Consider the following 21,243-nt stretch of genomic DNA (forward strand, 5'->3'; position numbering starts at 1 on the left):
TACCTCACAGCCCCAGGATCGTGCCGGCGATGATGGTGCGCTGGACCTCGTTCGACCCGCCGTAGATCGACACCTTGCGGTAGTTGAGGTACTCCGGCGTGGCCACGCGGGCCCAGTCGGGCACCTGGGAGCCGCCGTCGGCGAACGAGGCCAGGGAGAGCGGGCCGGCGATGTCGACGATCAGCTCGGTCGCGGCCTGCTGCAGCTCCGAGCCGCGCAGCTTGAGCACCGACGAGGCCGGGTGCGGCTTGCCGTCGGCGGAGTTGGCGACGACGCGCAGCGCGGTGAGCTCGAGGGCCACCAGCTCGTTCTCGAGCTCGGCGATGCGCGCGGTCAGCCGCGGGTCCTCCGACAGCGGGCGGCCGCCCGCGGTGACCTCGCGGGCGAGGGACTTCGCCTGGGAGATCAGCTTCTTGGTGGCGCCGACGCGGGCGATGCCCACGCGCTCGTTGCCGAGCAGGAACTTGGCGTAGTCCCAGCCGCGGTTCTCCTCGCCGATGAGGTTCTCGGCGGGGACGCGGACGTCCTCGAAGAAGACCTCGTTGACCTCGTGGCTGCCGTCGAGCAGCTCGATCGGCCGCAGGGTCACCCCGGGGCTGTCCATCGGGAAGACCAGCATCGAGATGCCGCGCTGCTTCTTCTCGGCGGTCGGGTCGGTGCGGACGAGGCAGAAGATCCAGTCGGCGTGCTGACCGAGCGTCGTCCAGGTCTTCTGGCCGTTGACCACCCAGTCGTCGCCGTCACGGACGGCGGTGGTGCGCAGCGAGGCGAGGTCGGAGCCGGCGTCGGGCTCGGAGAAGCCCTGGCACCACCAGATGTCGAGGTTCGCCGTCGCCGGCAGGAACCGCTCCTTCTGCTCCTGGTCGCCGAAGGCCGCGATGACCGGGCCGATCATGCTGGCGTTGAAGGCCAGCGGCTCGGGCACCGAGGCCAGCTGCATCTCCTCGCGCCAGATGTGGCGCTGCAGCGGCGTCCAGTCCCGGCCGCCCCACTCGACCGGCCAGTGCGGCACGGCCAGGCCGGCGGCGTTGAGGATCCGCTGGGTCTGCACGTACTGCTCGCGGCCCACGTGCCGGCGGGCCGCGACGGTGTCGCGGATCTCCGCGGGCACCTGGGTGGTGAAGAAGGTGCGCATCTCATCCCGGAAGGCCTCCATCTCCGGGGAAAGCTGCAACCGCATGGGACCTCTCTCCTGACGGCGGCGGTGCCGTCTCGACGTGTGCTCCGACGATCCCACACTTGTTACCGGGGAGTAGACGCGGCTCTCCGGCCGTCCGCGGTGGGGGCGGACGTGCCCGGGCCCCGGGCAGCAGCGCTGCTGTCCGGGGCCCGGGGTGGGGCGGAGGCGCTCAGACCGTCGCCCAGAACGCGCACTGCGCGTCCGCGGCGACGTCGACCGGCCCGACGCCGCCGTCGGCGGCGATGTCGAGGCCCTGGACGTCACCGGGGTCGGCGTACCGGGGCCAGGCCGGCAGGTCGCCGTGCCGGTCGCCGTGGTGGCCGCCGCCGTCGGCATGCCGACCGTGGGAGTCCCGGCCGTCGGGGTCCCCGGTCGCGGCGAAGCCGGTCCAGTAGCCGACCATCGTCGACGCCAGGTCCTGCTGCTCGGCGGTGAGCGGCTCCCCGAACAGGCCCGGGAAGAGGAACGGCAGCTCGCCGGCGTGCGAGGCGTCCTCCGGGTAGGCCGGGTACGGGAAGTCGATCAGCGGGGACGCCGTCTCGTCGCGGAACTGGTAGGCGAAGGTCGGCGTCCGGTCGGCCAGCAGCTCGTAGGCCTCGACGTGCTCGCAGGTCGACAGCGCGCCGGTGGCGTCGCTGGCCACCTCGGCCAGGGCCCGCAGCGGGGACGGGTACGCCGCGGCCGGGTAGCGGGCGAGGACCTCGTCGGCGCGGGCGCCGTAGCGGGCGCGGATCTCGGCCTCGTACTGCTCGACGGTCAGCGTGGGCGGCGGCGGGGCCCCGGTCGAGCGCAGCGGCGTGAGCGGGGTGAACAGCGTGTTCTCGTCGCTGAGGTTGCCGTGCAGCACCGGCACCTCGTTCCAGGCGCCGGAGGCGATGGCGTCGGCCGGCTGGACCGGCAGTGCCGAGCCCCCGACGACGAAGGCGCCGCCGCCGACGTCGCGCCAGGCGGTGAGCAGCCGGCGGGTGAAGTCCTCGCCGGGCGTGCGCAGGCAGGCCGACCGGGTGGCCGGGTCGGTGCAGCCCACGAGGTCGGCGACGCGGGCGCCCTTGGTCTCGGCCGTCGGCAGGTCCTCGTAGCGGGCGGCGCAGCTGTAGCTCTGCGGGATGGCCCGGTCGAACAGGTCGGCGGCGTCGGGCGCGGCCAGCTGCGCGCACACCGAGGAGCCGCCGGCGGACTCGCCGAACACGGTCACCCGGCCGGGGTCGCCGCCGAAGGCCGCGGCGTTGCGCTCCACCCAGCGCAGGGCCGCCTGCTGGTCGAGCAGGCCCGCGCTGCCGGAGGCGACCGCGCCGTTGTCGCGCGAGAGGTCCTCCTGCGCGAGGAAGCCCAGCGGGCCGAGGCGGTAGTTGATCGTCACGACGACGACGTCGCCCTCGAGGGCCAGCGTGCTCGCGTCGTAGTTCGCGCCGGCGCCGTAGACCCACGACCCGCCGTGGATCCACACCATGACCGGCAGGTCGGTCCCGGCGGCGTCCAGGCCGGCCGGGGTGGTGACGTTGAGGGAGAGGCAGTCCTCGCCGTAGGTCTCGGGGTTGGCCTGCCGGGTGAGCTGGGCGCACTGGGGGCCGGGCGCGGTGGCGTCGCGCACGCCGCGCCACGGCTCCACCGGCGCCGGCGGCCGGAAGCGCAGGTCGCCGACCGGCGGCGCGGCGTAGGGGACGCCCTCGAACGTGCGGTAGGCGCCGTCGACGACGGAGCCGCGGAGCCGGCCCTCGGTCGTCTCGACCACCCGGGGCGCGGACCGGCCCGAGCCGTACCCGTCGCCGTCGGCGTGGCCGGGTGCGGCGCCGGCCGGGCCGGCTGCGGCGAGGGCCCCGGCGGTCAGCGCGGCACCGAGGCCGAGGGTGAGCAGGGACCGGCGGAGCCGCCGGTGGAGGGGGACGTGCACGGGTACCTCCCGGAGGGCCGCCCGGCCCACGTCGGTGTGAGCTGGGCCACGGACGGGTGACACGCTAACGGGTGGTGTTCCACGACCGCGCCCGGCCCCCCGGGCACCGCCGGCCGGGCCGGGGCGGCGCCGGGAGCGGCCGGCGCGGCGGGCAGGATGTGCCGCCGGGCCGGGTCCCTGGTCCACCCGCCGCGTCCGACAGGAGTGGTCCCCGCGTCCCGCCCGACCCCGCCGCCGGGTGCCGTCCTGGCCGAGAACCGGCTGCTGCTGACCGCCGTGCTGCTCACCGCGCTGAACCTGCGCGGCGCCATCGCCGCGGTGGGGCCGGTGCTGGGCGAGATCCGGTCCGACCTCGGGCTGTCGGCGGCGACCGCGGGGCTGCTGACCACCCTGCCCGTCCTGTGCTTCGCCCTGCTCGCGCCGGCCTCGGCCGTGCTCGGCCGCCGCGCCGGCGCCGGGCCGGCGGTGCTCGGCTCGCTGCTGCTGCTGGCCGCCGCGCAGGGGCTGCGGGTCCTCGACGGCGCGCCGGTGCTGCTGGCCGGCACCTTCCTGGCCGGTGCGGCCATGACCGTGGGCAACGTGCTGCTGCCGGCGGTGGTCAAGGGCGGCTTCGGCCGGCAGGCGGGCACGGTGACCGGCCTCTACACCGCCGGGCTCGTCGCGGGCGCCGCCGCCACGGCCGCGCTGACCGCGCCGCTGGGCACGGTGCTCGGCTGGCGCGGGGCCCTGGCCGTGGAGGGCCTGCTGGCCGTCGCGGGCGCGGGGGTCTGGGCGGCGGCCGCGCGGGGGCGCGGGGACCTGCTCGGCACCGCCGCCCCGGCGGGTCGCCCGGTGGCCGGCCGCGCGGGGCTGTGGCGCTCGCCGACCGCGTGGGCGGTCACCGCGGTGCTGGGGCTGCAGTCGTCGCTCTACTTCTCGCTGACCGCGTGGCTGCCCACGGTCCTGGCCGACCGGGCGGGCGCCGACGTCACCACCGGGTCGCTGGCCGCCTCGCTGTTCCAGGCGACCGGCATCGTCGGCAGCCTGCTGGTGCCGGCCGTCGTCGCCCGCCGGCCGGGGCAGACCGGCCTGGCGCTGGCGGTGTCCGCGCTGTGGCTGGTCCCGGCGGGCGGGCTGCTCGCCGCGCCGGGCGCCTGGCCGGTGTGGGCCGCCCTGGCCGGGGTGGCGCAGGGGGCCGGCATCGGGCTGGCGCTGGTCCTGGTGGTGCTGCGCTCGGCCGACGCCGACACCGCGGCCCGGCTGTCGGGCATGAGCCAGCTGGTGGGCTACTCGGTCGGCGCCGCCGGGCCGGTCGCCGTCGGCGCGCTGTCGGGGCCCACCGGCGGGTGGACCGCGCCGCTGCTCCTGCTGCTCGCGCTCGCGCTCGGCCTCGCCGTCGCCGGGGTGCTCGCCGCCCGGCCGGTGCGGATCGTGTGAGGGACCGTCCTGCCCTCCGCTCCCCGGCGGGTCAGGGCAGCCGGACGACGTCGGCCAGCACGCCGCCGTCGGGGGTGAGCCGCCGCGGCGCGGGGCTGTCGTAGACGACCAGCAGCCGGCCGTCCTCGGCGGGGCCCAGCAGGCCGATGCCCTCGGCGTGGTCGTCGCCGTCGCCGAACGGCAGGGCCAGCTCGCGGGTCAGCACCTCGCCGCGGACGACGGTGGGCGCCTCGACCGCGCAGCCGCCGTGCCAGCGGTAGACGTACACCGGCCCGTCGAGGTCCATGGTGGGCCCGGCCAGCACCAGCAGGTCCTCGCCCTGGGGGCACAGGTCGCGCACGCCGAGGCCGGCCAGCCGCAGCACGTGCTTGCGGTAGCGGCAGCCGTCGGGGAACCGGCGCAGCCGCAGCCGCGTGGGGTCGTCGGGGTCGGCCTCCGGCCGCAGCTCCAGGACGACGGCCCAGCCGCGCAGCACCGGCCCGCGCAGCCCGAGGTGGACGCGCTCACCCGAGACGGCGATGCCCTCGACGTCCAGGCCGTTGTCCTTGCCGGGGATCGGCAGGAACGGCGCCAGGTGCTCGTCGTCGGCCAGCAGGTCGCGCAGGTCCTTCCCGCGGGTCCCGAAGACCGCGGCGCGGGTGCCCGCGCCGTCGTCCCGCACGGGGGTGGGCAGGCCGTCGATGTCGACCACCGGCAGCCGCACGAGGACCTGCCGGCGCGGCTGGCCGGTCACCCGGGCCAGCCGGCGCAGCGCCCGCTCGCCGTCGTGCTCGTCGCGGATCCGGCGGCGCCGCAGGCTGTGCGACCCCACCGCCCACAGCGCGTCCGGCGTCCGGGCGATGCCCTCGATGTCGGCCTCCTCCTCGACGGCCGGGCCGGTGCCGCCGGGCAGGGGGACGAGGTCGGCGAGGGAGAAGCCGGTCTGGTCGCCGTAGCAGGTGGGGGCGGCCGGGTCGTCGGCCACCAGCCGCTCGATCGTGGCGGTCTCGTCGCCGGCCACCCAGAGCACCGGTCCGTCGCTGCGGACGGCGGAGAGGTTGGTGTGGGTCGAGCTCTCCCGGGCGGACGAACCGAAGCGGAGGGTCACCGTGGAGGTCGTCGTCACGGCCGCACACCATGGCACGCCCCACCCCGGGCCGGGAGGCCGTCGTGCGTCGTACCGTGCGGTATGGATCTCGTCTGTCCCAAGTGCCAGGGCGCGATGCGCACCTACGAGCGCAACGGCGTGCACGTCGACCAGTGCACCGAGTGCCGGGGCATCTTCCTCGACCGCGGGGAGCTCGAGCGGCTGGTCGACGCCGAGACCGCCTGGCACGGCGGCGGGGCCGCGGCGCAGCCGGCCGGGCAGCAGCACGGCTCCGCCCACGGCCAGCCCTCCGGTCAGCCGTACGCACAGCCGGCGTACGGCCAGCACGCGGCCGGCGCGCAGTACCCGGCCGCCGGCGGCGCGGGCCTGGGCGCGGTGGTCAACGAGGTGCTCGGCGCGGTGCGCGGCGGCCAGTCCTCGCACGGCTCGTCGCACGGCTCGTCGTACGGGCACAGGAAGCGCAAGGAGTCCTTCCTCTCCGACCTGTTCGGCTGATCCGGGGCCGCCCGCCCGGCGGGGGACCAATCGGCCGGCAGTCGTGCTCTGCCCCCGATCGGGGGCAGAGCACGACCGTGCGCGCGACCCACCGGCCGACGGCTCGTGCGGCACGGCCGCGGGCGGACGGCGCCGGTAGCGTCGGCGCCGTGGCGGCGCGGGAGCTGGTCGTGCTCGGCACCGCCAGCCAGGCGCCCACCCGCACCCGCAACCACAACGGCTACCTGCTGCGCTGGGACGGCCGCGGCTTCCTCCTCGACCCCGGCGAGGGCACCCAGCGGCAGATGCTCCTGGCCGGGGTGCCGAGCAGCGCCGTCCACCGGGTCTTCGTCAGCCACTTCCACGGCGACCACTGCCTCGGCCTGCCGGGCGTGCTGCAGCGGATGTCGCTGGACCGCGTCCGGCACCCGGTGACGGTCCACCACCCGGCCTCGGGGCGGCACTTCTACGAGCGGCTCCGGCACGCCAGCGTCTTCGCCGACCTCGCCGACGTGCGCGGGGGACCGGTCACCGGCGACGGTCCGCTGGCCGAGGACCCGGCCGGCACGTGGGAGGCCCGGCGGCTCGACCACCCGGTCGAGTCCTTCGGCTACCGGCTGGTCGAGCCCGACGGCCGGCGGGTGCTGCCCGACCGGCTGGCCGCGGCCGGGGTCGCCGGGCCGGACGTCGGCCGGCTGCAGCGCGCGGGCGTCCTGCGCGTGGGGGAGTGCACGGTGCGGATCGAGGACGTGAGCGCGCCCCGGCCCGGGCAGCGGTTCGCCTTCGTCATGGACACCCGGATGTGCGACGGCGTCCCGGCACTGGCCGACGGCGCCGACCTGCTGGTCGCCGAGTCGACCTTCCTGCACGAGGACGCCGCGCTGGCGGAGCGGTACGGCCACCTGACCGCCCGGCAGGCCGCCCGCGTGGCCGCGGAGGCCAGGGTCCGGCGGCTGGTGCTCACCCACTTCTCCCAGCGCTACGACGACCCGCGCCGCTTCGAGGACGAGGCCCGCGCGGTGTACGACGGCGACCTCGTCGTCGCCGCCGACCTGCAGCGCGTGCCGGTGCCCCCGCGCGCGGGGTAGGGAGGCGCGCGGGGTAGGGAGGCGCGCGGGGTAGGGAGGAGAGGTGTTCGACGGTTCCGGTTTCGAGCCCGACTGGTTCGGCCTGCTGGGCCGCGAGGTGCTGCGGGAGCGGCGGGCCGCGCTGATCGCCGAGGCGTGCGCGTGGAGCGTGGGCCTGTCCGACCGTCCCCACCACCTGCGGCTGCGCGGCCGGCTGGTGGCCACCGGGTCGACCATCGGCGACCGCGCGGCCACCGGTCAGGCGCTGTCGGGGGAGGAGGACGGCCGGCTCGAGCTCGGCGACGCCCGCCCCGGCAGCTTCCAGGACGCGCTCAACGCCGTCGACGCCGACGGCACCGTCTTCGCCGACCGCTTCGACCGCGAGGTCATCGAGCCGTTCGTGCAGGAGACCTGCGTGCTGGCCGCCGACCGCGCCCGCCGCACGAGGCCCGGTCAGTGGGGCGAGCTGCTCGACGACCTCGGCGAGGACCCCGCCGACGTCGACCTGGCCGGCGTCGTCCGCGTCGGCGAGTGGGAGGAGCCGCTGCGCACCGAGGCCGAGCTGCTCGTGCTCGCCGCGCTGGGCCGCACCCCGCTGCTGGAGGTGGAGTCCGAGGGGCTGCCGCTGTCGCTCGTCCGCGCCGCCGAGGCCACCGCCCGCGCCGCGGCCGCCGAGCGGGCACCGGCCGGCCCCCAGCCGGACGAGGGGCTGGCGGGTGCGCTGTTCCTCGCGCTGGCCGCCGTCCGCGAGGCGGGGCTGCCCACGCCGGTGCCGCCGGCGGAGGCCGGGCGGCTGCTGACCGCGCTCGGCGAGCAGGGCCTGGAGCCCGACGAGGTCACCGGTGTCCTGCGGCACCTGCCGCTCGCGCCCGGCACGGCCGACCGGGTGGCCGCCCTGCTGCCCGACGGCTGAGGTACCGGGGAGGGGGCCGTCTGTTCAGAGCGGCAGGCCGGTGTAGTTCTCGGCGAGCTCGCGGGCGGCGGCCTCGGACGAGCACACCCGCCGCAGCTGGGAGAGCTGCAGCTGCGCGTCGAACGGGTCGCCGGTGGTGTGCAGCATCGAGGTCATCCACCAGGAGAAGTGGGTGGCCCGCCAGACCCGCGCCAGCGCGGCGTCGGAGTAGGCGTCGACCAGGTCGGTCTCCTTCTCCTGCAGCAGCCGCACCAGCGCGCGGGAGAGCAGGACGACGTCGGCGACGGCGAGGTTGAGGCCCTTGGCGCCGGTCGGCGGGACGATGTGCGCGGCGTCGCCGGCGAGGAACAGCCGGCCGCGGCGCATCGGCGCGCTGACGAACGAGCGCATCGGCAGGATCGACTTCTCGGTGACCGTCCCGGTGCTGATCTCCCAGCCCTCGTGCGCGAACCGGGTGGCCAGGCCCGACCAGATGCGGTCGTCGGACCAGTCCTCGATCCGCTCCGACGGGTCGACCTGCAGGTACAGCCGCGACACCGACGGCGAGCGCATCGAGTACAGCGCGAACCCGTCGGGGTGCCAGGCGTAGATCAGCTCGTCGGTGGCCGGGGCGGCGTCGGCCAGGATGCCCAGCCAGGCGTAGGGGTAGGTGCGCTCCCACAGCTGCTGCCCGCCCGCACCCCCGGCCACGACCGCCCTCGACGGGCCGTGGAAGCCGTCGGTGCCGGCGACGACGTCGCACTCGAGCACCTGCGGCGTCCCGTCGGCGTCGGTGAACCGGATGCGGGGGGCGTCGGTGTCGACGTCCTCGATCGCGACGTCGGAGACGTCGAACAGCAGCGGCGGTCCGCCGTCGAGCTGGGCGGCGACGAGGTCCTTGACCACCTCGGTCTGCCCGTAGACCCACACCCGGCGGCCGCACAGGTCGGGGAAGTCGAGCTGGTGGCGCACGCCCGGGTACTGCAGGTACACCCCGCGGTGCTCGAGGCCCTCCCGGTGCAGCCGGTCGCCCATGCCGGCCTCGGTGAGGACGTCGACGGTGTTCTGCTCGAGGATCCCGGCGCGGATGCGGCCCTGCACGTACTCGCGGGACCGGTTCTCCAGCACCACCGAGTCGATGCCCTGCCGGGCGAGCAGCCGCGACAGGAGCAGTCCGGCCGGGCCGGCGCCGATGATCCCCACCTGGGTGCGCATGCCGGCGAGTGTGACCCCGGCTACGCCCCCGTGGACACCGTCGGCTCCCGCTCAGCGGAAGGGTGCCGTCCGGGCCAGCGCGCGGCCGATGCCCCGGGCGGCCACCTCGAGCACCGGCACCAGCCGGGCGAGGTCGCGCCGGTGGCTGGGGACGACGATGCCCAGCGCCGCGGCGACGACCGTCGTGCCGGCCCGCTCGACGCGCACCGGGACGGCGACCGAGGCGGTGCCGAGCGACATCTCCTCGGCGGTGCGGGCCCAGCCGCGGCGGCGCACCTCGGCCAGCTCCCGGGACAGCCGCGCGGGGTCGACGACGGTGTGCCGGGTGGCCCGCGACGGGGCGGCCAGGACCTCGGCGACGACGTCGTCCGGTGCCGACGCCAGCAGCACCTTGCCCACGCCGGTGGCGTGCAGCGGCAGCCGGCTGCCGACCTGGCTGACCACCGGCACCGACTCGCGGCCGGAGATCCGCTCGACGTAGAGGGCCGACGGCCCGTCGCGGACGGCGAGGTGCACGGTGTCGCGGGTGGCGGTGTGCACGTCGAGGAGGAACGGCGAGGCCAGCTGCCGCAACTCCAACTGGACGGGGGCGAGCAGGCCGAGGTCCCAGAGCTTGCGGCCGATCTCGTAGCGGCCGTCGTCCCGGCGGGACAGGGCGCCCCAGCCGGTGAGCTCGGCGAGCAGCCGGTGGGTGGTGGTCAGCGGGGTGCCCGAGCGCTCGGCGATCTCGGTGAGGGTCAGCCGGGGCGCCGAGGCGTCGAAGGCGTCGAGGACGGCGAGCGCCCGGGAGGTCACCGAGCGCCCTGGGGCGGTGCCGCCTCCGGACACGGTCGTCCTTCCGCTGGGCGGGAACGCGGGCTTGGGGAGCGTAGTCCGCCGGACGTACCGTGCCGGGCATGACCGGGACCACATCGGAGCGCGGGCTGCTCCTGCCGCGCTACCTGCGCGAACCCGCCGAGAAGCGGACGCCCGTCGGTTTCCCCGGCTACCGGAGCACCGCGCTGCGCGCACCGCTGCGGACGCCGGTCGACCTGCCGCACCGGCTCACCGAGATCACCGGCCCGGTGCTCGGCGAGGACCGGGTGCTGCCCCAGGACGCCGACCTGACGCTGCGCAACGGCGGTGAGGCGATCGGGCAGCGGATCCTCGTCTACGGCCGGGTGCTCGACAGCGACGGCCGCCCGGTGCCCGACGCGCTGGTCGAGGTGTGGCAGGCCAACGCGGCCGGCCGCTACCGGCACGTCGCGGACACCTGGCCGGCGCCGCTGGACCCGCACTTCGACGGGCTGGGCCGGGTGGTCACCGACAGCCTGGGCCGCTACGAGTTCATGACGGTCAAGCCGGGCGCGTACCCGTGGGGCAACCACCACAACGCGTGGCGGCCGGCGCACATCCACTTCAGCCTGTTCGGCCGGGCCTTCACGCAGCGACTGGTCACCCAGATGTACTTCCCGGACGACCCGCTGTTCGGCCAGGACCCGATCTTCACCTCCATCCCCGCCGCGGCGCGGTACCGGGCGGTCAGCCGGTACTCCCTCGACCGGACCCAGGACAACTGGGCCCTCGCCTTCGAGTGGGACGTCGTCCTGCGCGGCACCGACCAGACCCCCTTCGAGACCGAGGACGACGGAGACGTGGCGTGACGGCGAACCCGCTGGACGTCCCGCCCGACCCGGCCGTCCCCCTGCAGCCCCGCTCCGGGCAGCGCGGCACCGGCTTCCTCACCGAGCCGCTCCGGCTGGGCACCACCCCGAGCGCGACCGTCGGCCCCTACCTGGCCATCGGCCTGACCTGGCCGGACGGCGCCTGGGCCGCCGCCGAGGGCACCGAGGGCGGGATCTGGATCCGCGGCCGGGTGGTCGACGGCGCGGGCGACCTGGTCCCCGACGCGATGATCGAGACCTGGCAGGCCGATCCGGACGGCCGCTTCCCCTCACCCGAGGACCCCCGCGGCGCGGCCTCCTACCCCGGCTTCCGCGGCTACGCCCGCGTGCAGACGAGCGACCCGCCGGGGGAGTTCGGCGTCTTCACCCTCAAGCCCGGCCGGGTGCCCGACGGCGAGGGCGGCCTGCAGGCGCCGCACGTCGACGTCTCCGTCTTCGCCCGCGGCATGCTCGACCGCGTCGTCACCCGGGTCTACTTCGCCGACGAGGCCGCGGCCAACGCCGAGGACGTGGTCCTGCGGGGGCTGACCGAGGAGCAGCGCCGCACCCTGGTCGCGGAGCGGACCGCCGACGGGTACCGCTTCGACGTCCACCTGCAGGGCGAGCGGGAGACGGTGTTCTTCGCCGTCTGAGCGGCGTGCCGGGCCCGGCGGTAGGAAGGGACGCGTGACAGGTCTGTTCGCCGGCACGTTCGCCCGCGGCGGTGCGGCGGCGGCCGTCTCCGACGACGCCTGGCTCCGCGCGCTGCTGGAGGTCGAGGCCGCGCTCGCCCGCGCCGCCGCCCGCAGCGGCCTGGTCCCCACCACCGCGGCCGACGCCGTGGCCGACGCCTGCGCCGACCCCTCGCGCCTGGACCTCGCGACCGTCGTCGCCCGGGCCGCCGACGCGGGCAACCCGGTGCCGCCGCTGGTGCGCGCGCTGCAGGACGCCGTGGGGGAGCGCGACGCGGTCGCCGTGCACGTGGGCGCGACCAGCCAGGACGTCGTCGACACCGCCCTGGTGCTGCTCGCGCGGCGGGCGGTCACGGCGGTCGACGCCGACCTGGCGGCCGCGGCGGCCCGGTGTGCCGACCTGGCGCGGGCGCACCGCGACGACGTGGTCATGGGCCGCACGCTGATGCAGCAGGCGCTGCCGACGACGTTCGGCCTCAAGGCCGCGACCTGGCTGGCCGGGCTGGAGGGCGCGCGGCTGCGGCTGGCCGAGGTCGTGGCCTCGCTGCCGGTGCAGTACGGCGGCGCGGTCGGGACGCTGGCAGCGTCGTCGGGTGCGGGCGTCGCGGTGCGCGCGGCGCTGGCCGGGGAGCTGGGGCTGGTGGCGCCGGCCGTCCCCTGGTTCACGGTGCGCCTGCCGGTGGCCGACCTCGCCGGTGCGCTCGGGTCCGCCGCCGGGGTGGTCGCGACCGTCGCCGTCGACGTGGTGCTGATGGCCCAGTCGGAGGTGGCCGAGGTCGCCGAGGTGGGCGAGGGGCGCGGGGGCTCCTCCGCCATGCCGCACAAGCGCAACCCGGTGGCGGCGATCTCGGCGCGGGCGTGCGCGCGGCGGGCCCCGGGGCTGGTGGCGACGCTGCTGGGCGCGATGGAGCAGGAGCACGAGCGCGCGGCCGGCGGGTGGCACAGCGAGTGGCCGGCGCTGACCGAGCTGCTGACCACCGTGGGGTCGGCGGCGTCGTGGCTGGCCGAGAGCCTGCGCGGGCTGCGGCCGGACGTCGGCCGGATGGCGGCGACCGTGGCGGCGGCCGGTGAGGGCTCGCTGGCCGGTGCGCTGGCCGAGGCGCTGGCGCCGTCGCTGGGCCGGGGAGCGGCGCACGACGCGGCGGCCGCGGCCACCCGGGAGGCGCGGGAGAGCGGGCGGCCGCTGGCCGAGGTGGTGGCCGCCCGGGACGACGTCGACGCCGCCGCGGTGCTGGCCGGGTCCGCACCCGACGTGGGGGAGGCCGGCGCGCAGGTGGACGCGGCGCTGGCCGAGCACGACCGACTGACCGAGGGGGACGACGCATGACCGCCGTCGAGGTGAGCTACACCGAGGACGGGCCGGCCGACGCGCCGGTCGTCGTCCTGTCCAACTCGCTGGGCGCGACCCGCGGCATGTGGGACCCGCAGGTGCCCGCCCTGGCCGAGCGCTACCGGGTGGTCACCTACGACACCCGCGGGCACGGGGAGTCGCCGGCGCCGCCCGGTCCCTACTCCCTCGACGACCTGGTCGACGACGTGGTCGCGCTGCTGGACCGGCTGGACGCGCGGCGGGCCCACCTCGTGGGGCTGTCGCTGGGCGGGATGACCGCCATGCGGCTGGCCGCGCGCGAGCCCGACCGGGTCGCCCGGCTGGCGCTGTTGGCCACCTCGGCGAGGCCCGACCCGCAGGGCTTCCTCGACCGGGCCGCCGCGGCGCGCTCCGGTGGGACCGCGCCGCTGGCGCCGACGGTGGTGGGCCGGTGGCTGACCCCGGGCTGCGCGGCGGAGCACCCCGACCTGGTCGCGCGGCTGGAGGCGATGATCGTCGGGGCCGACGACGAGGGCTACGCGCTGTGCTGCGAGGTGGTGGCCGCGGTGGACCTGCGGGAGGACCTCGGGCGGATCAGCGCGCCGACGCTGGTCGTCTCCGGCGCGGAGGACCCGGCGCTGCCGCCGCCGCACCAGCAGGTCATCGCCGAGGGGATCGCCGGCGCCTCGCTGGTGTCGGTGAGCCCGGGGGCGCACCTGCCGAACCTGGAGCAGCCGCTGGAGGTCACCGGCGCGCTGCTGGGCCACCTGGACGCGGCCGGGGGCCACGCGTGAGCGAGGACTCCTCGACCGGTCCCACCACCGACGACGCCCGCCGGGAGGCGGGCATGCGCACCCGGCGCGAGGTCCTCGGGGACGCGTGGGTGGACCGGGCGGTGGCGAGCACGACGCCGTTCACCGCCGGGTTCCAGGACTTCATCACCCGGACGGCGTGGGGCGACGTCTGGCAGCGGCCCGGCCTGCAGCGGCGGGAGCGCAGCATCGCCACGCTGTCGATCTGCATCGCGCTGCGGCACTGGGACGAGTTCGCGCTGCACGTGCGCGCGGCGAGGAACAACGGCCTCTCCGACGAGGACGTCGCCGAGGTGCTCCAGCACGCGGCCGTCTACGCCGGCGTCCCGGCGGCCAACCACGCCTTCAAGGTCGCCGGCCCGATCCTCGAGGAGCTCCGCGGGCGGGAGTGACCGGGCCGGTGGTGTGCGCCTGTGGCGCACCCCCGGGCGAGGGTGCGCCACAGGCGCACACCACCTCAGGCCGGGCGGCCGCGGCCCTCCCGCAGCAGCCGGACCAGCGCGTTGGTGGAGGAGTCGGCGTCGTACTCGGGCGCCTCCTCGCTCTGCAGCTTCGGCGCGAGCTGGTTGGCCATGACCTTGCCCAGCTCCACGCCCCACTGGTCGAAGGAGTTGATGCCCCACACGACGCCCTGGGTGAAGACGCGGTGCTCGTAGGCGGCCACCAGCTGCCCGAGCACCGACGGCGTCAGCGTGCGCGCGACGATCGCGTTGGACGGGCGGTTGCCCGGCATGACCTTGTGCGGGACGACGTCCGGCGCCGTCCCCTCGGCGGCGACCTCCTCGGCGGTGCGGCCGAAGGCCAGCGCGCGCGGCTGGGCGAGGAAGTTGGCCAGGAACAGGTCGTGCATGCCGTCGAGGTCCCTGTCGTGGGCGAGGTCGTTGGGCTGCGCGAAGCCGAGGAAGTCGGCCGGGACGAGCACCGTCCCCTGGTGCAGCAGCTGGTAGAAGGCGTGCTGGCCGTTGGTGCCCGGCTCGCCCCACACGATCTCCCCGGTGGCGACGTCGACCGCCGAGCCGTCGAGGGTCACCGACTTGCCGTTGGACTCCATGCACAGCTGCTGCAGGTAGGCCGGGAACCGCGCGAGGTACTGCGAGTAGGGGAGCACCGCCTGGCTCTGCGCGCCGAAGAAGTCCACGTACCAGAGCGAGATCAACCCCAGCAGCGCCGGCAGGTTCTCCTCGTACGGCGCGGTGCGGAAGTGCTCGTCCATCGCGTGGAACCCGTCGAGCAGCTCGCGGTACCGCTCTGGCCCGATGGCGACCATCAGCGACAGGCCGATCGCCGAGGTGAACGAGTACCGGCCGCCGACCCAGTCCCAGAAGCCGAACATGTTGGCGGTGTCGATGCCGAACGCCGCGACCTCCTCGGCGTTGGTGGAGACGGCGACGAAGTGCTTCGCGACCGCCTCCTCGTCCCCGCCGAGCCCCTCGACCAGCCAGCGGCGGGCCTCCGTCGCGTTGGTCAGCGTCTCCTGGGTGGTGAAGGTCTTCGACGCGACGACGAACAGCGTGCTCGCCGGGTCGAGGTCGCGGGTGGCCTCCGCCAGGTCGGTCGGGTCGATGTTGGAGACGAACCGGAACGTCAGCGACCGGTCCGAGTAGTCGCGCAGGGCCTGGTAGGCCATGGCCGGGCCGAGGTCGGACCCGCCGATGCCGATGTTGACCACCGCCCGGATCCGCTCGCCGGTGTGCCCGGTCCAGTTCCCGCCGCGCACGCGGTCGGCGAAGTCGGCCATCCGGCCGAGCACCTCGTGCACCTCCTGCCGGACGTCGTGGCCGTCGACGTCGAGACCGCTCGTCGCCGGGTCGCGCAGCGCCACGTGCAGCACCGCGCGGTCCTCGGTCGTGTTGACGTGCTCGCCGCGGAACATCGCCTCGGTCCGCTCGCGCAGGCCCACGCCCTCGGCCAGCGCGGCCAGGAGCCGGACCGTCTCGCGGGTGAGCCGGTTCTTCGAGTAGTCGAGGTACAGGTCGCCGGCGGCCACGGTGAGGTCGGTGCCGCGACCGGGGTCCTCGGCGAACAGGTCCCGCAGGTGCCGCCCGCCCACCTCCCGGTGGTGCTCGGCCAGTGCCTGCCACTCCGCGCTGTCCCTGACGCCCATGGACCCCTCCTGTCTCCCGGCCGACGGATCGGCTGCCGACGTCCCCACCCTGCCCGGAGCCGGGCCCGGGGGCGAACCCGGACCGCGGCCCACCGCTGGGGCGGACCACGCGGGTCAGCCGCGGAACCGCAGCAGCTGACCGGGGCGCAGCTGGGCGCAGCGGTCGACGTCGGCGTCGGCGACGTACCCGGCCACCGGGTAGCCGCCGGTGACGGGCGCGTCGGCGAGGAAGAGCACCGGCGCACCCGACGGCGGCACCTGCAGCGCGCCGCGGACCAGGCCCTCGCTCGGCAGCTCGTCGCGCACCCGGCGCTCCAGCCGGGGCCCGTCCAGCCGCAGCCCGACCCGGTTGCTCTCGGCGGTGACGGTCCACGGCGAGGCCGCCAGGGCCTCGAGCGAGGCGGGCGTCAGCCAGTCGGCGCGCGGACCGGGCAGCAGCCGCACGGTCACCGATCCGGACGGCGGGTCGGCCACCGGCGCGACGTCGACCCCGGGCAGCGGGGCTCCGGGGGAGCCGACCGGCAGCACGTCCCCGGCCCGCAGCGGCGGCGGGCCGAGGCCGGACAGCACGTCGGTGGACCGGGAGCCGAGCACCGGGTCGACGGTGACCCCGCCGCGGACGGCGAGGTACGTCCGCAGCCCGGCCGCCGGCGTGCCGAGGGCGAGCGTCGCGCCCGCCCGCAGCAGCCCCGGGGCGCAGTGCACGGTGCCGCCGGGGCAGCGCGCCCCCGTGGTGACGACGACGAGGTCGGCCCCGGCCCGCACCGCCAGCCCGCCGAGCGTCACCTCGAGGACCGCCGCGTCGGGGGAGTTGCCCACCAGCCGGTTGGCCAGGGCCGCCGAGGCGCGGTCGGCCGCACCCGACCGGCCCACCCCGACCGCGGCCAGCCCGGGCCGGCCGCGGTCCTGCACCGTGGCGAGCGGCCCCGGCGCCCGCACGGTGAGGGTGCGGCCCACGGCACCGCCCGGCTCACCGGACGGCACGGAACCGCACCCGCACGCCCGGCCGCAGCAGCGCCGCCGGGTCGCGCGACAGGTCGAACACGGCGACGTCGGTGCGCCCGAGCAGCTGCCAGCCGCCGGGGGACTCCCGCGGGTAGACGCCGGTGAACCCGCCGGCCAGCCCCACCGCGCCGGCCGGGACGCGGGTGCGCGGGGTGGCCAGCCGCGGCACGTCCCAGGGGTCGCTCTCGGGCGTGCAGTAGCCGAAGCCCGGCGCGAACCCGCAGAAGGCCACCGTCCACTCCCGGCCGGTGTGCGCCGCGACCACGCCGTCGGGGTCGGTGCCCAGCAGCTCGGCCACGCCGGCCAGGTCGGCGCCGTCGTAGCGCACCGGCAGCTCCACCAGCTCGCCGGTGCCGCGCCGTCCGGGCCGCCACGGCAGCCGCTCGAGCGCGGCGGTGAGAGCACCCGGGTCGCCGTCGGCCACCACGAGCACGGTCCGCGCCGCCGGGACCACGTCGACGACCCCGGGCAGGGAGCGGTCCAGCAGGGCGGCGGTGAACCCGAGGACGGCGTCGAGGTCGTCGAGCTCGACCAGCAGCGCCGTCGAGCCGCTCGGCAGGACCCGCATCAGACGAAGGAGGCCAGCGGCACCCCGGCCTCCGTCAGCGCCGCCCGCACCCGCCGGGCGATCGCCACCGCACCCGGGGTGTCGCCGTGCACGCAGATCGACTCCGGCGCCAGCACCAGCGGCCCGCCGTCGACGTCGGTGACCGGCTCGCCGGTGGCCATGGCGACGCAGCGGCGGGCGATCTCCTCGGCGTCGTGCAGGACCGCGCCGGGCAGCCGGCGGGACACCAGCGTGCCCTCCGGCGTGTACGCGCGGTCGGCGAACGCCTCGGCGACGACGCTCAGCCCCGCCTCCGCGGCCAGCCGGAGGAACGCCGAGCCGGGCAGGCCGAGCACCGGCAGCGCCCGGTCGTACTCGGCGACGGCGCGCACCACCGCCGCGGCCTGCTCCTCGTGGGTCACGATCGCGTTGTAGAGGGCGCCGTGCGGCTTGACGTAGCGGACCCCGGTGCCGGCCACGCGGGCGAAGGCCTCGAGCGCGCCGACCTGGTAGAGCACGTCCTGGGTGAGCGCGTCGGGCTCGACGTCGACGAACCGCCGGCCGAAGCCCGCGAGGTCCCGGTAGCCGACCTGCGCGCCGACCGCGACGCCGGCGGCGGCGGCCCGGTCGCACACGCGCCGCAGGATGACGGGGTCGCCGGCGTGGAAGCCGCAGGCGACGTTGGCGCTGGTCACCACGTCGAGCAGGGCGTCGTCGTCGCCGAGGGTCCACTGGCCGAAGCCCTCGCCGAGGTCGGAGTTGAGGTCCATGCCGGCCTCCTCAGGAGAACAGCTCGATCACCGGGCGGACGGAGTTGACCGCCAGGTACAGGGTGAGCAGCCACGCCGTCCAGCCGACCACGAGCAGCCAGCGCGGGTACCGGTACCCGTTCATCAGGTCGGCGCGGCGGGTGGCCACCCAGAGCAGCACCGCGATGCCGATCGGCAGCAGCAGCCCGTTGAACGCGCCGGCGAACACCAGCAGCGTGGTCGGAGCGGCCCCGATGAGCAGGAAGGCCAGCGTGGTGACGGCGATGAAGGCGACCACGAGGAGCGTGCGGGTGCGGTCGGCGGTGCGGGTCCGGGAGGTGACGAAGGAGATCGTGGTGTAGGACGCGCCGATGACGCTGGTGATCGCCGCGGCCCACAGCACGACGCCGAAGACCCGCAGCCCGACCTCGCCCGCCGCCGTCTGGAAGGCGGTGGCCGCCTGGTTCTCGGTGCCGAGGTCGGCGCCACCGGCCACCACGCCGAGGATGGCGAGGAAGAGGACGACCCGCATGATCCCGGTGATCACGATCCCGGTGATCGAGCCGCGGGTGATGTCGCGGACGTGCTCGCGACCGGTGACCCCGGAGTCGAGCAGCCGGTGGGCGCCGGCGTAGACGATGTAGCCGCCGATCGTGCCGCCGACCAGCGTGGTGATCGCCAGGAAGGAGACCTCCTCGGGGAGGACGACGTTCCGCAGCGCCCGTCCCACCGGCGGGCCGGAGGTGATCGCGATGTACGCGGTCAGCGTGATCATCAGCAGGCCGAGGACGACGACGATGCGGTCGACGGCCACCCCGGCGCGCCTGCTCAGGAAGACCCCGATGGCGATGAGCGCGGAGACGGCCCCGCCGATCCTCGGGTCCAGCCCCATCATCGCGTCGGTGCCCAGGCCCGCGCCGGCGACGTTGCCGATGTTGAACACCAGCCCGCCGGCCAGCAGGAAGGCGGCCATGACCCAGCCCAGCCCGGGGAGGACGAGGTTGCCCAGCTCCTGGGCGCGCCGACCGCTCACCCCGATCACCCGCCACACGTTCAACTGCAGCGCGATGTCGATGACGATCGAGACGGCGATCGCGAAGGCGAACGCCGCGCCCAGCTGGACGGTGAACGTCGTCGTCTGGGTGATGAAGCCCGGGCCGATGGCCGAGGTGGCCATGAGGAACATGGCCCCGAGCAGTGTCGACCGGGTCCCGGCCGACATGCGGCCGCCGGCGGGCGCCCCGGTCGGGGACGTGCCGGCGGGGGTGGTCTGGGCGCGGTCGGCCGGAGGGTGCGACATCGGTGCTCCCGGGCTCTCGACCGGCTGCGCGCGGACCGGCGTCCCGGGCGGCGGGACGGCTCGCGGCGCGGTCGACGGCGTGGCGGTGCCTGCTCGCCGCCGTCCGGGACGCTAGCCAGGCCGCCGGCCGGCGGCAACGCGAGCCGGACGGATGTGTTCCGGCTCCGCTCGGGGGAGCGCCGGCTCAGCGCGGGCGGGGTGCCGCCTCCGCCGTCCGGCCCAGCCGTGAGTGCCGGTAGCCGTAGGCGGCGTAGACGACCAGACCGATCGCCAGCCAGGCGAGGAAGCGCAGCCAGGTCTCGATGCTGAGGTTGAGCATCAGGTAGAGGCAGGCCAGCGCCGAGAGCACCGGCACCACGGGGGAGAACGGCACCCGGAACGGCCGGGGCATGTCCGGGCGGGTGCGGCGCAGTGCGACGACGGCGACCGAGACGAGCAGGAACGCGAAGAGCGTGCCGATGCTGACCAGGTCGGCCAACGCCCCCAGCGGCACGAAGGTCGCCATGACCAGCACCAGGACGGAGAAGAGCAGCGTGACCCGCGCCGGCGTGCCGGTCCGCGGGCTGACCTGCGCCACCGACTGCGGCAGCAGGCCGTCGCGGCCCATCGCGAAGCCGATCCGGCCGACGGTGATCAGGTCGACCAGGATCACCGAGGTCAGCCCGGCGACCGCGGCCAGCGAGATCAGCGCGGACGCCCAGCCGAGGCCCACCTGGTCGAAGGCGTCGGCGATCGGCGCGCCGGGGTCGATCCGGTCGTAGGGGACCATCCCGACCACGACCAGCGAGACGCCGATGTAGAGGGCGGTGGCCAGCGCGAGGGTGCCGAACAGGCCCAGGGGGAGGTCGCGGCCGGGGCGGCGGGTCTCCTCCCCGAGGTTCGCGACCGCCTCGAAGCCGGTGTAGGAGAAGAAGACGACGGCCGCGGCGGTGAGCACCCCGCCGACGCCGAAGACGACCGGGTCGATGCCGGCGATCGCCTGGATCAGCGGCTGGGCCAGCCCGCCCTCGCCCTCGGCCGGCCGGCCCGGCGGGACGAACGGGGTGAGGTTGGCGCCGCGGACGAACCAGGCGCCGGCCACGACCACGAACACGCAGACGGCGACCTTGACCACCACGAGCAGGGCGGTGACGCGGGCGGACTCCCGGATGCCGAGCACCGCGACGGCGGTCAGCGCCACCACGACGAGCGCCGCGCCGACGTTGACCGGCGCCTCCTCGCCGAACAGCGAGGGCGGCAGGTCCAGCAGGTTGCCGACGTAGCCCGACCAGCCGCGGGCCACCACCGCGGCGCCCAGCGCGAACTCCAGGAACAGGTCCCAGCCGATCACCCACGCGACCACCTCGCCGGCCGTGGCGTAGGCGTAGGAGTAGGCGCTGCCGGCGGTCGGCGCGGAGGAGGCCAGCTCGGCGTAGCAGAGCGCGGCGAGCAGGGCGACGACGCCGGCGACGGCGAAGGAGACCACGACCGCCGGGCCCGCGGTGTCCCGGGCGGCGACGCCGGTGAGGGTGAAGATGCCGGTGCCGATCACCACGCCGATGCCGAAGCCGACGAGGTGCCGTGCCGACAACCGCTGGCGGAGGTGGCCCACCTCCTCGGTCGCCGTCCCGTCACTGGAGTCCCCGAGGCGCTCGACCGGCTTGGTCCGGAACAGGTGCACCCGCCCATGTTGGGTGCCCCTGTCCGGACCCGCCCGGCGGACGACGCGGGTCACACCGCGGACGGGAGCCTCACCGGCCGCGCGCGACGGGACCCCCGCGTACGATGGGCAGGTACCCGGGGCGTGTCCCGGGTCGGCGTCATAAAGCGGCGCGCCTCGCAGGACCTCCCCCTCGGGGTGTCCTGCCGCGGGCGCCGACG

20 protein-coding genes are annotated in these 21,243 nt (G+C 76.2%); 9 read left to right on the forward strand and 11 right to left on the reverse strand.

The features are described 5' to 3' along the window. Positions 1-4: 4 nt before the first annotated feature. On the reverse strand, positions 5-1,180 hold the full coding sequence (locus tag JOD57_RS23125) for an acyl-CoA dehydrogenase family protein (protein WP_204694172.1): 1,176 nt from the start codon (positions 1,178-1,180) through the stop codon (positions 5-7). Positions 1,181-1,349: 169 nt separating this feature from the next. Beyond that, positions 1,350-3,071, reverse strand: a complete 1,722-nt coding sequence (locus JOD57_RS23130) for a carboxylesterase/lipase family protein (RefSeq protein ID WP_204694173.1) — start codon at positions 3,069-3,071, stop codon at positions 1,350-1,352. A gap of 204 nt (positions 3,072-3,275) precedes the next feature. On the opposite strand from JOD57_RS23130, the gene JOD57_RS23135 reads away from it, so the two are divergent. Beyond that, positions 3,276-4,487: an MFS transporter gene (locus tag JOD57_RS23135; protein ID WP_204694174.1), complete on the forward strand. Its 1,212-nt coding sequence runs from the start codon at positions 3,276-3,278 to the stop codon at positions 4,485-4,487. Positions 4,488-4,518: 31 nt separating this feature from the next. Here the strand turns inward: JOD57_RS23135 and JOD57_RS23140 are convergent, their stop codons facing one another. Beyond that, on the reverse strand, positions 4,519-5,592 hold the full coding sequence (locus JOD57_RS23140; RefSeq protein WP_204694175.1) for a DUF3616 domain-containing protein: 1,074 nt from the start codon (positions 5,590-5,592) through the stop codon (positions 4,519-4,521). A 63-nt stretch (positions 5,593-5,655) separates the two neighbouring features. Here JOD57_RS23140 and JOD57_RS23145 point away from each other — a divergent pair, with 63 nt between their 5' ends. The 3 genes from JOD57_RS23145 to JOD57_RS23155 all read left to right on the forward strand — a co-directional run bounded on the left by JOD57_RS23145 (position 5,656) and on the right by JOD57_RS23155 (position 8,028). After that, a complete protein-coding gene (locus JOD57_RS23145) occupies positions 5,656-6,069 on the forward strand; it encodes a TFIIB-type zinc ribbon-containing protein (RefSeq protein ID WP_204694176.1) in 414 nt (137 codons plus the stop codon). A gap of 149 nt (positions 6,070-6,218) precedes the next feature. Further along, the gene (locus JOD57_RS23150) at positions 6,219-7,136 is read left to right on the forward strand and encodes a ribonuclease Z (RefSeq protein ID WP_204694177.1); all 918 of its coding nucleotides are present in this window, start codon (positions 6,219-6,221) and stop codon (positions 7,134-7,136) included. A 43-nt stretch (positions 7,137-7,179) separates the two neighbouring features. Further along, complete coding sequence (locus JOD57_RS23155) at positions 7,180-8,028, forward strand: hypothetical protein (protein WP_204694178.1); 849 nt, start codon at positions 7,180-7,182, stop codon at positions 8,026-8,028. A 24-nt stretch (positions 8,029-8,052) separates the two neighbouring features. On the opposite strand, the gene JOD57_RS23160 is transcribed toward JOD57_RS23155, so the two are convergent. Both JOD57_RS23160 and JOD57_RS23165 read right to left on the reverse strand, forming a co-directional pair. Next, positions 8,053-9,222, reverse strand: coding sequence for a 4-hydroxybenzoate 3-monooxygenase (locus JOD57_RS23160; protein ID WP_204694179.1), 1,170 nt, complete (start codon positions 9,220-9,222; stop codon positions 8,053-8,055). A 51-nt stretch (positions 9,223-9,273) separates the two neighbouring features. Then, a complete protein-coding gene (locus tag JOD57_RS23165; RefSeq protein ID WP_307824877.1) occupies positions 9,274-10,017 on the reverse strand; it encodes an IclR family transcriptional regulator in 744 nt (247 codons plus the stop codon). Between the two features lie 101 nt (positions 10,018-10,118). Between JOD57_RS23165 and pcaH the strand changes: the two genes are divergently transcribed. Genes pcaH through pcaC form a run of 5 tightly spaced genes read left to right on the forward strand, consistent with a single transcriptional unit; the run spans position 10,119 to position 14,070 of the window. Next, positions 10,119-10,865, forward strand: a complete 747-nt coding sequence (gene pcaH / locus JOD57_RS23170) for a protocatechuate 3,4-dioxygenase subunit beta (RefSeq protein ID WP_204694181.1) — start codon at positions 10,119-10,121, stop codon at positions 10,863-10,865. Continuing rightward, positions 10,862-11,518 (forward strand): protocatechuate 3,4-dioxygenase subunit alpha, encoded by a 657-nt coding sequence (pcaG, locus tag JOD57_RS23175; RefSeq protein ID WP_204694182.1) that lies wholly within the window; start codon positions 10,862-10,864, stop codon positions 11,516-11,518. Before pcaH ends, pcaG begins: the two co-directional genes overlap by 4 nt. Positions 11,519-11,552: 34 nt before the next feature. Continuing rightward, the gene (gene pcaB / locus JOD57_RS23180) at positions 11,553-12,884 is read left to right on the forward strand and encodes a 3-carboxy-cis,cis-muconate cycloisomerase (RefSeq protein WP_307824878.1); all 1,332 of its coding nucleotides are present in this window, start codon (positions 11,553-11,555) and stop codon (positions 12,882-12,884) included. Continuing rightward, the gene (gene pcaD, locus JOD57_RS23185; protein ID WP_204694183.1) at positions 12,881-13,660 is read left to right on the forward strand and encodes a 3-oxoadipate enol-lactonase; all 780 of its coding nucleotides are present in this window, start codon (positions 12,881-12,883) and stop codon (positions 13,658-13,660) included. The genes pcaB and pcaD overlap by 4 nt, the downstream gene beginning before the upstream one ends. After that, positions 13,657-14,070, forward strand: coding sequence for a 4-carboxymuconolactone decarboxylase (gene pcaC, locus JOD57_RS23190; protein ID WP_307824879.1), 414 nt, complete (start codon positions 13,657-13,659; stop codon positions 14,068-14,070). Before pcaD ends, pcaC begins: the two co-directional genes overlap by 4 nt. Positions 14,071-14,135: 65 nt before the next feature. On the opposite strand, the gene pgi is transcribed toward pcaC, so the two are convergent. The 6 genes from pgi to JOD57_RS23220 form a co-directional block, all read right to left on the reverse strand. Continuing rightward, positions 14,136-15,782, reverse strand: a complete 1,647-nt coding sequence (gene pgi / locus JOD57_RS23195) for a glucose-6-phosphate isomerase (RefSeq protein WP_204694184.1) — start codon at positions 15,780-15,782, stop codon at positions 14,136-14,138. 114 nt (positions 15,783-15,896) lie between these two features. Beyond that, the gene (locus JOD57_RS23200) at positions 15,897-16,739 is read right to left on the reverse strand and encodes a 5-oxoprolinase subunit C family protein (RefSeq protein WP_307824880.1); all 843 of its coding nucleotides are present in this window, start codon (positions 16,737-16,739) and stop codon (positions 15,897-15,899) included. A 13-nt stretch (positions 16,740-16,752) separates the two neighbouring features. Then, entirely contained in the window at positions 16,753-17,355 is a 603-nt protein-coding gene (locus JOD57_RS23205) for a 5-oxoprolinase subunit B family protein (protein WP_204694186.1), read from the reverse strand. Beyond that, positions 17,355-18,104, reverse strand: coding sequence for a LamB/YcsF family protein (locus JOD57_RS23210; RefSeq protein WP_204694187.1), 750 nt, complete (start codon positions 18,102-18,104; stop codon positions 17,355-17,357). The genes JOD57_RS23205 and JOD57_RS23210 overlap by 1 nt, the downstream gene beginning before the upstream one ends. Before the next feature lie 10 nt (positions 18,105-18,114). Continuing rightward, entirely contained in the window at positions 18,115-19,383 is a 1,269-nt protein-coding gene (locus JOD57_RS23215) for an NRAMP family divalent metal transporter (protein WP_204694188.1), read from the reverse strand. A gap of 184 nt (positions 19,384-19,567) precedes the next feature. Then, positions 19,568-21,043 (reverse strand): amino acid permease, encoded by a 1,476-nt coding sequence (locus JOD57_RS23220; protein ID WP_204694189.1) that lies wholly within the window; start codon positions 21,041-21,043, stop codon positions 19,568-19,570. Positions 21,044-21,243 lie beyond the last annotated feature (200 nt).

The organism is Geodermatophilus bullaregiensis (genome assembly GCF_016907675.1).
In the GTDB taxonomy this organism is placed as follows: Bacteria; Actinomycetota; Actinomycetes; order Mycobacteriales; family Geodermatophilaceae; genus Geodermatophilus; species Geodermatophilus bullaregiensis.

Bases quoted from the DNA above. Each gene is read 5' to 3' on its own strand.
- JOD57_RS23125 (WP_204694172.1), bottom strand. From the start codon at position 1,180: ATGCGGTTGCAGCTTTCCCCGGAGATGGAGGCCTTCCGGGATGAGATG.
- JOD57_RS23145 (WP_204694176.1), top strand. From the start codon at position 5,656: ATGGATCTCGTCTGTCCCAAGTGCCAGGGCGCGATGCGCACCTACGAG.
- JOD57_RS23160 (WP_204694179.1), bottom strand. From the start codon at position 9,222: ATGCGCACCCAGGTGGGGATCATCGGCGCCGGCCCGGCCGGACTGCTC.
- pcaH (WP_204694181.1), top strand. From the start codon at position 10,119: ATGACCGGGACCACATCGGAGCGCGGGCTGCTCCTGCCGCGCTACCTG.
- pcaD (WP_204694183.1), top strand. From the start codon at position 12,881: ATGACCGCCGTCGAGGTGAGCTACACCGAGGACGGGCCGGCCGACGCG.
- pgi (WP_204694184.1), bottom strand. From the start codon at position 15,782: ATGGGCGTCAGGGACAGCGCGGAGTGGCAGGCACTGGCCGAGCACCAC.
- JOD57_RS23205 (WP_204694186.1), bottom strand. From the start codon at position 17,355: ATGCGGGTCCTGCCGAGCGGCTCGACGGCGCTGCTGGTCGAGCTCGAC.
- JOD57_RS23210 (WP_204694187.1), bottom strand. From the start codon at position 18,104: ATGGACCTCAACTCCGACCTCGGCGAGGGCTTCGGCCAGTGGACCCTC.
- JOD57_RS23215 (WP_204694188.1), bottom strand. From the start codon at position 19,383: ATGTCGCACCCTCCGGCCGACCGCGCCCAGACCACCCCCGCCGGCACG.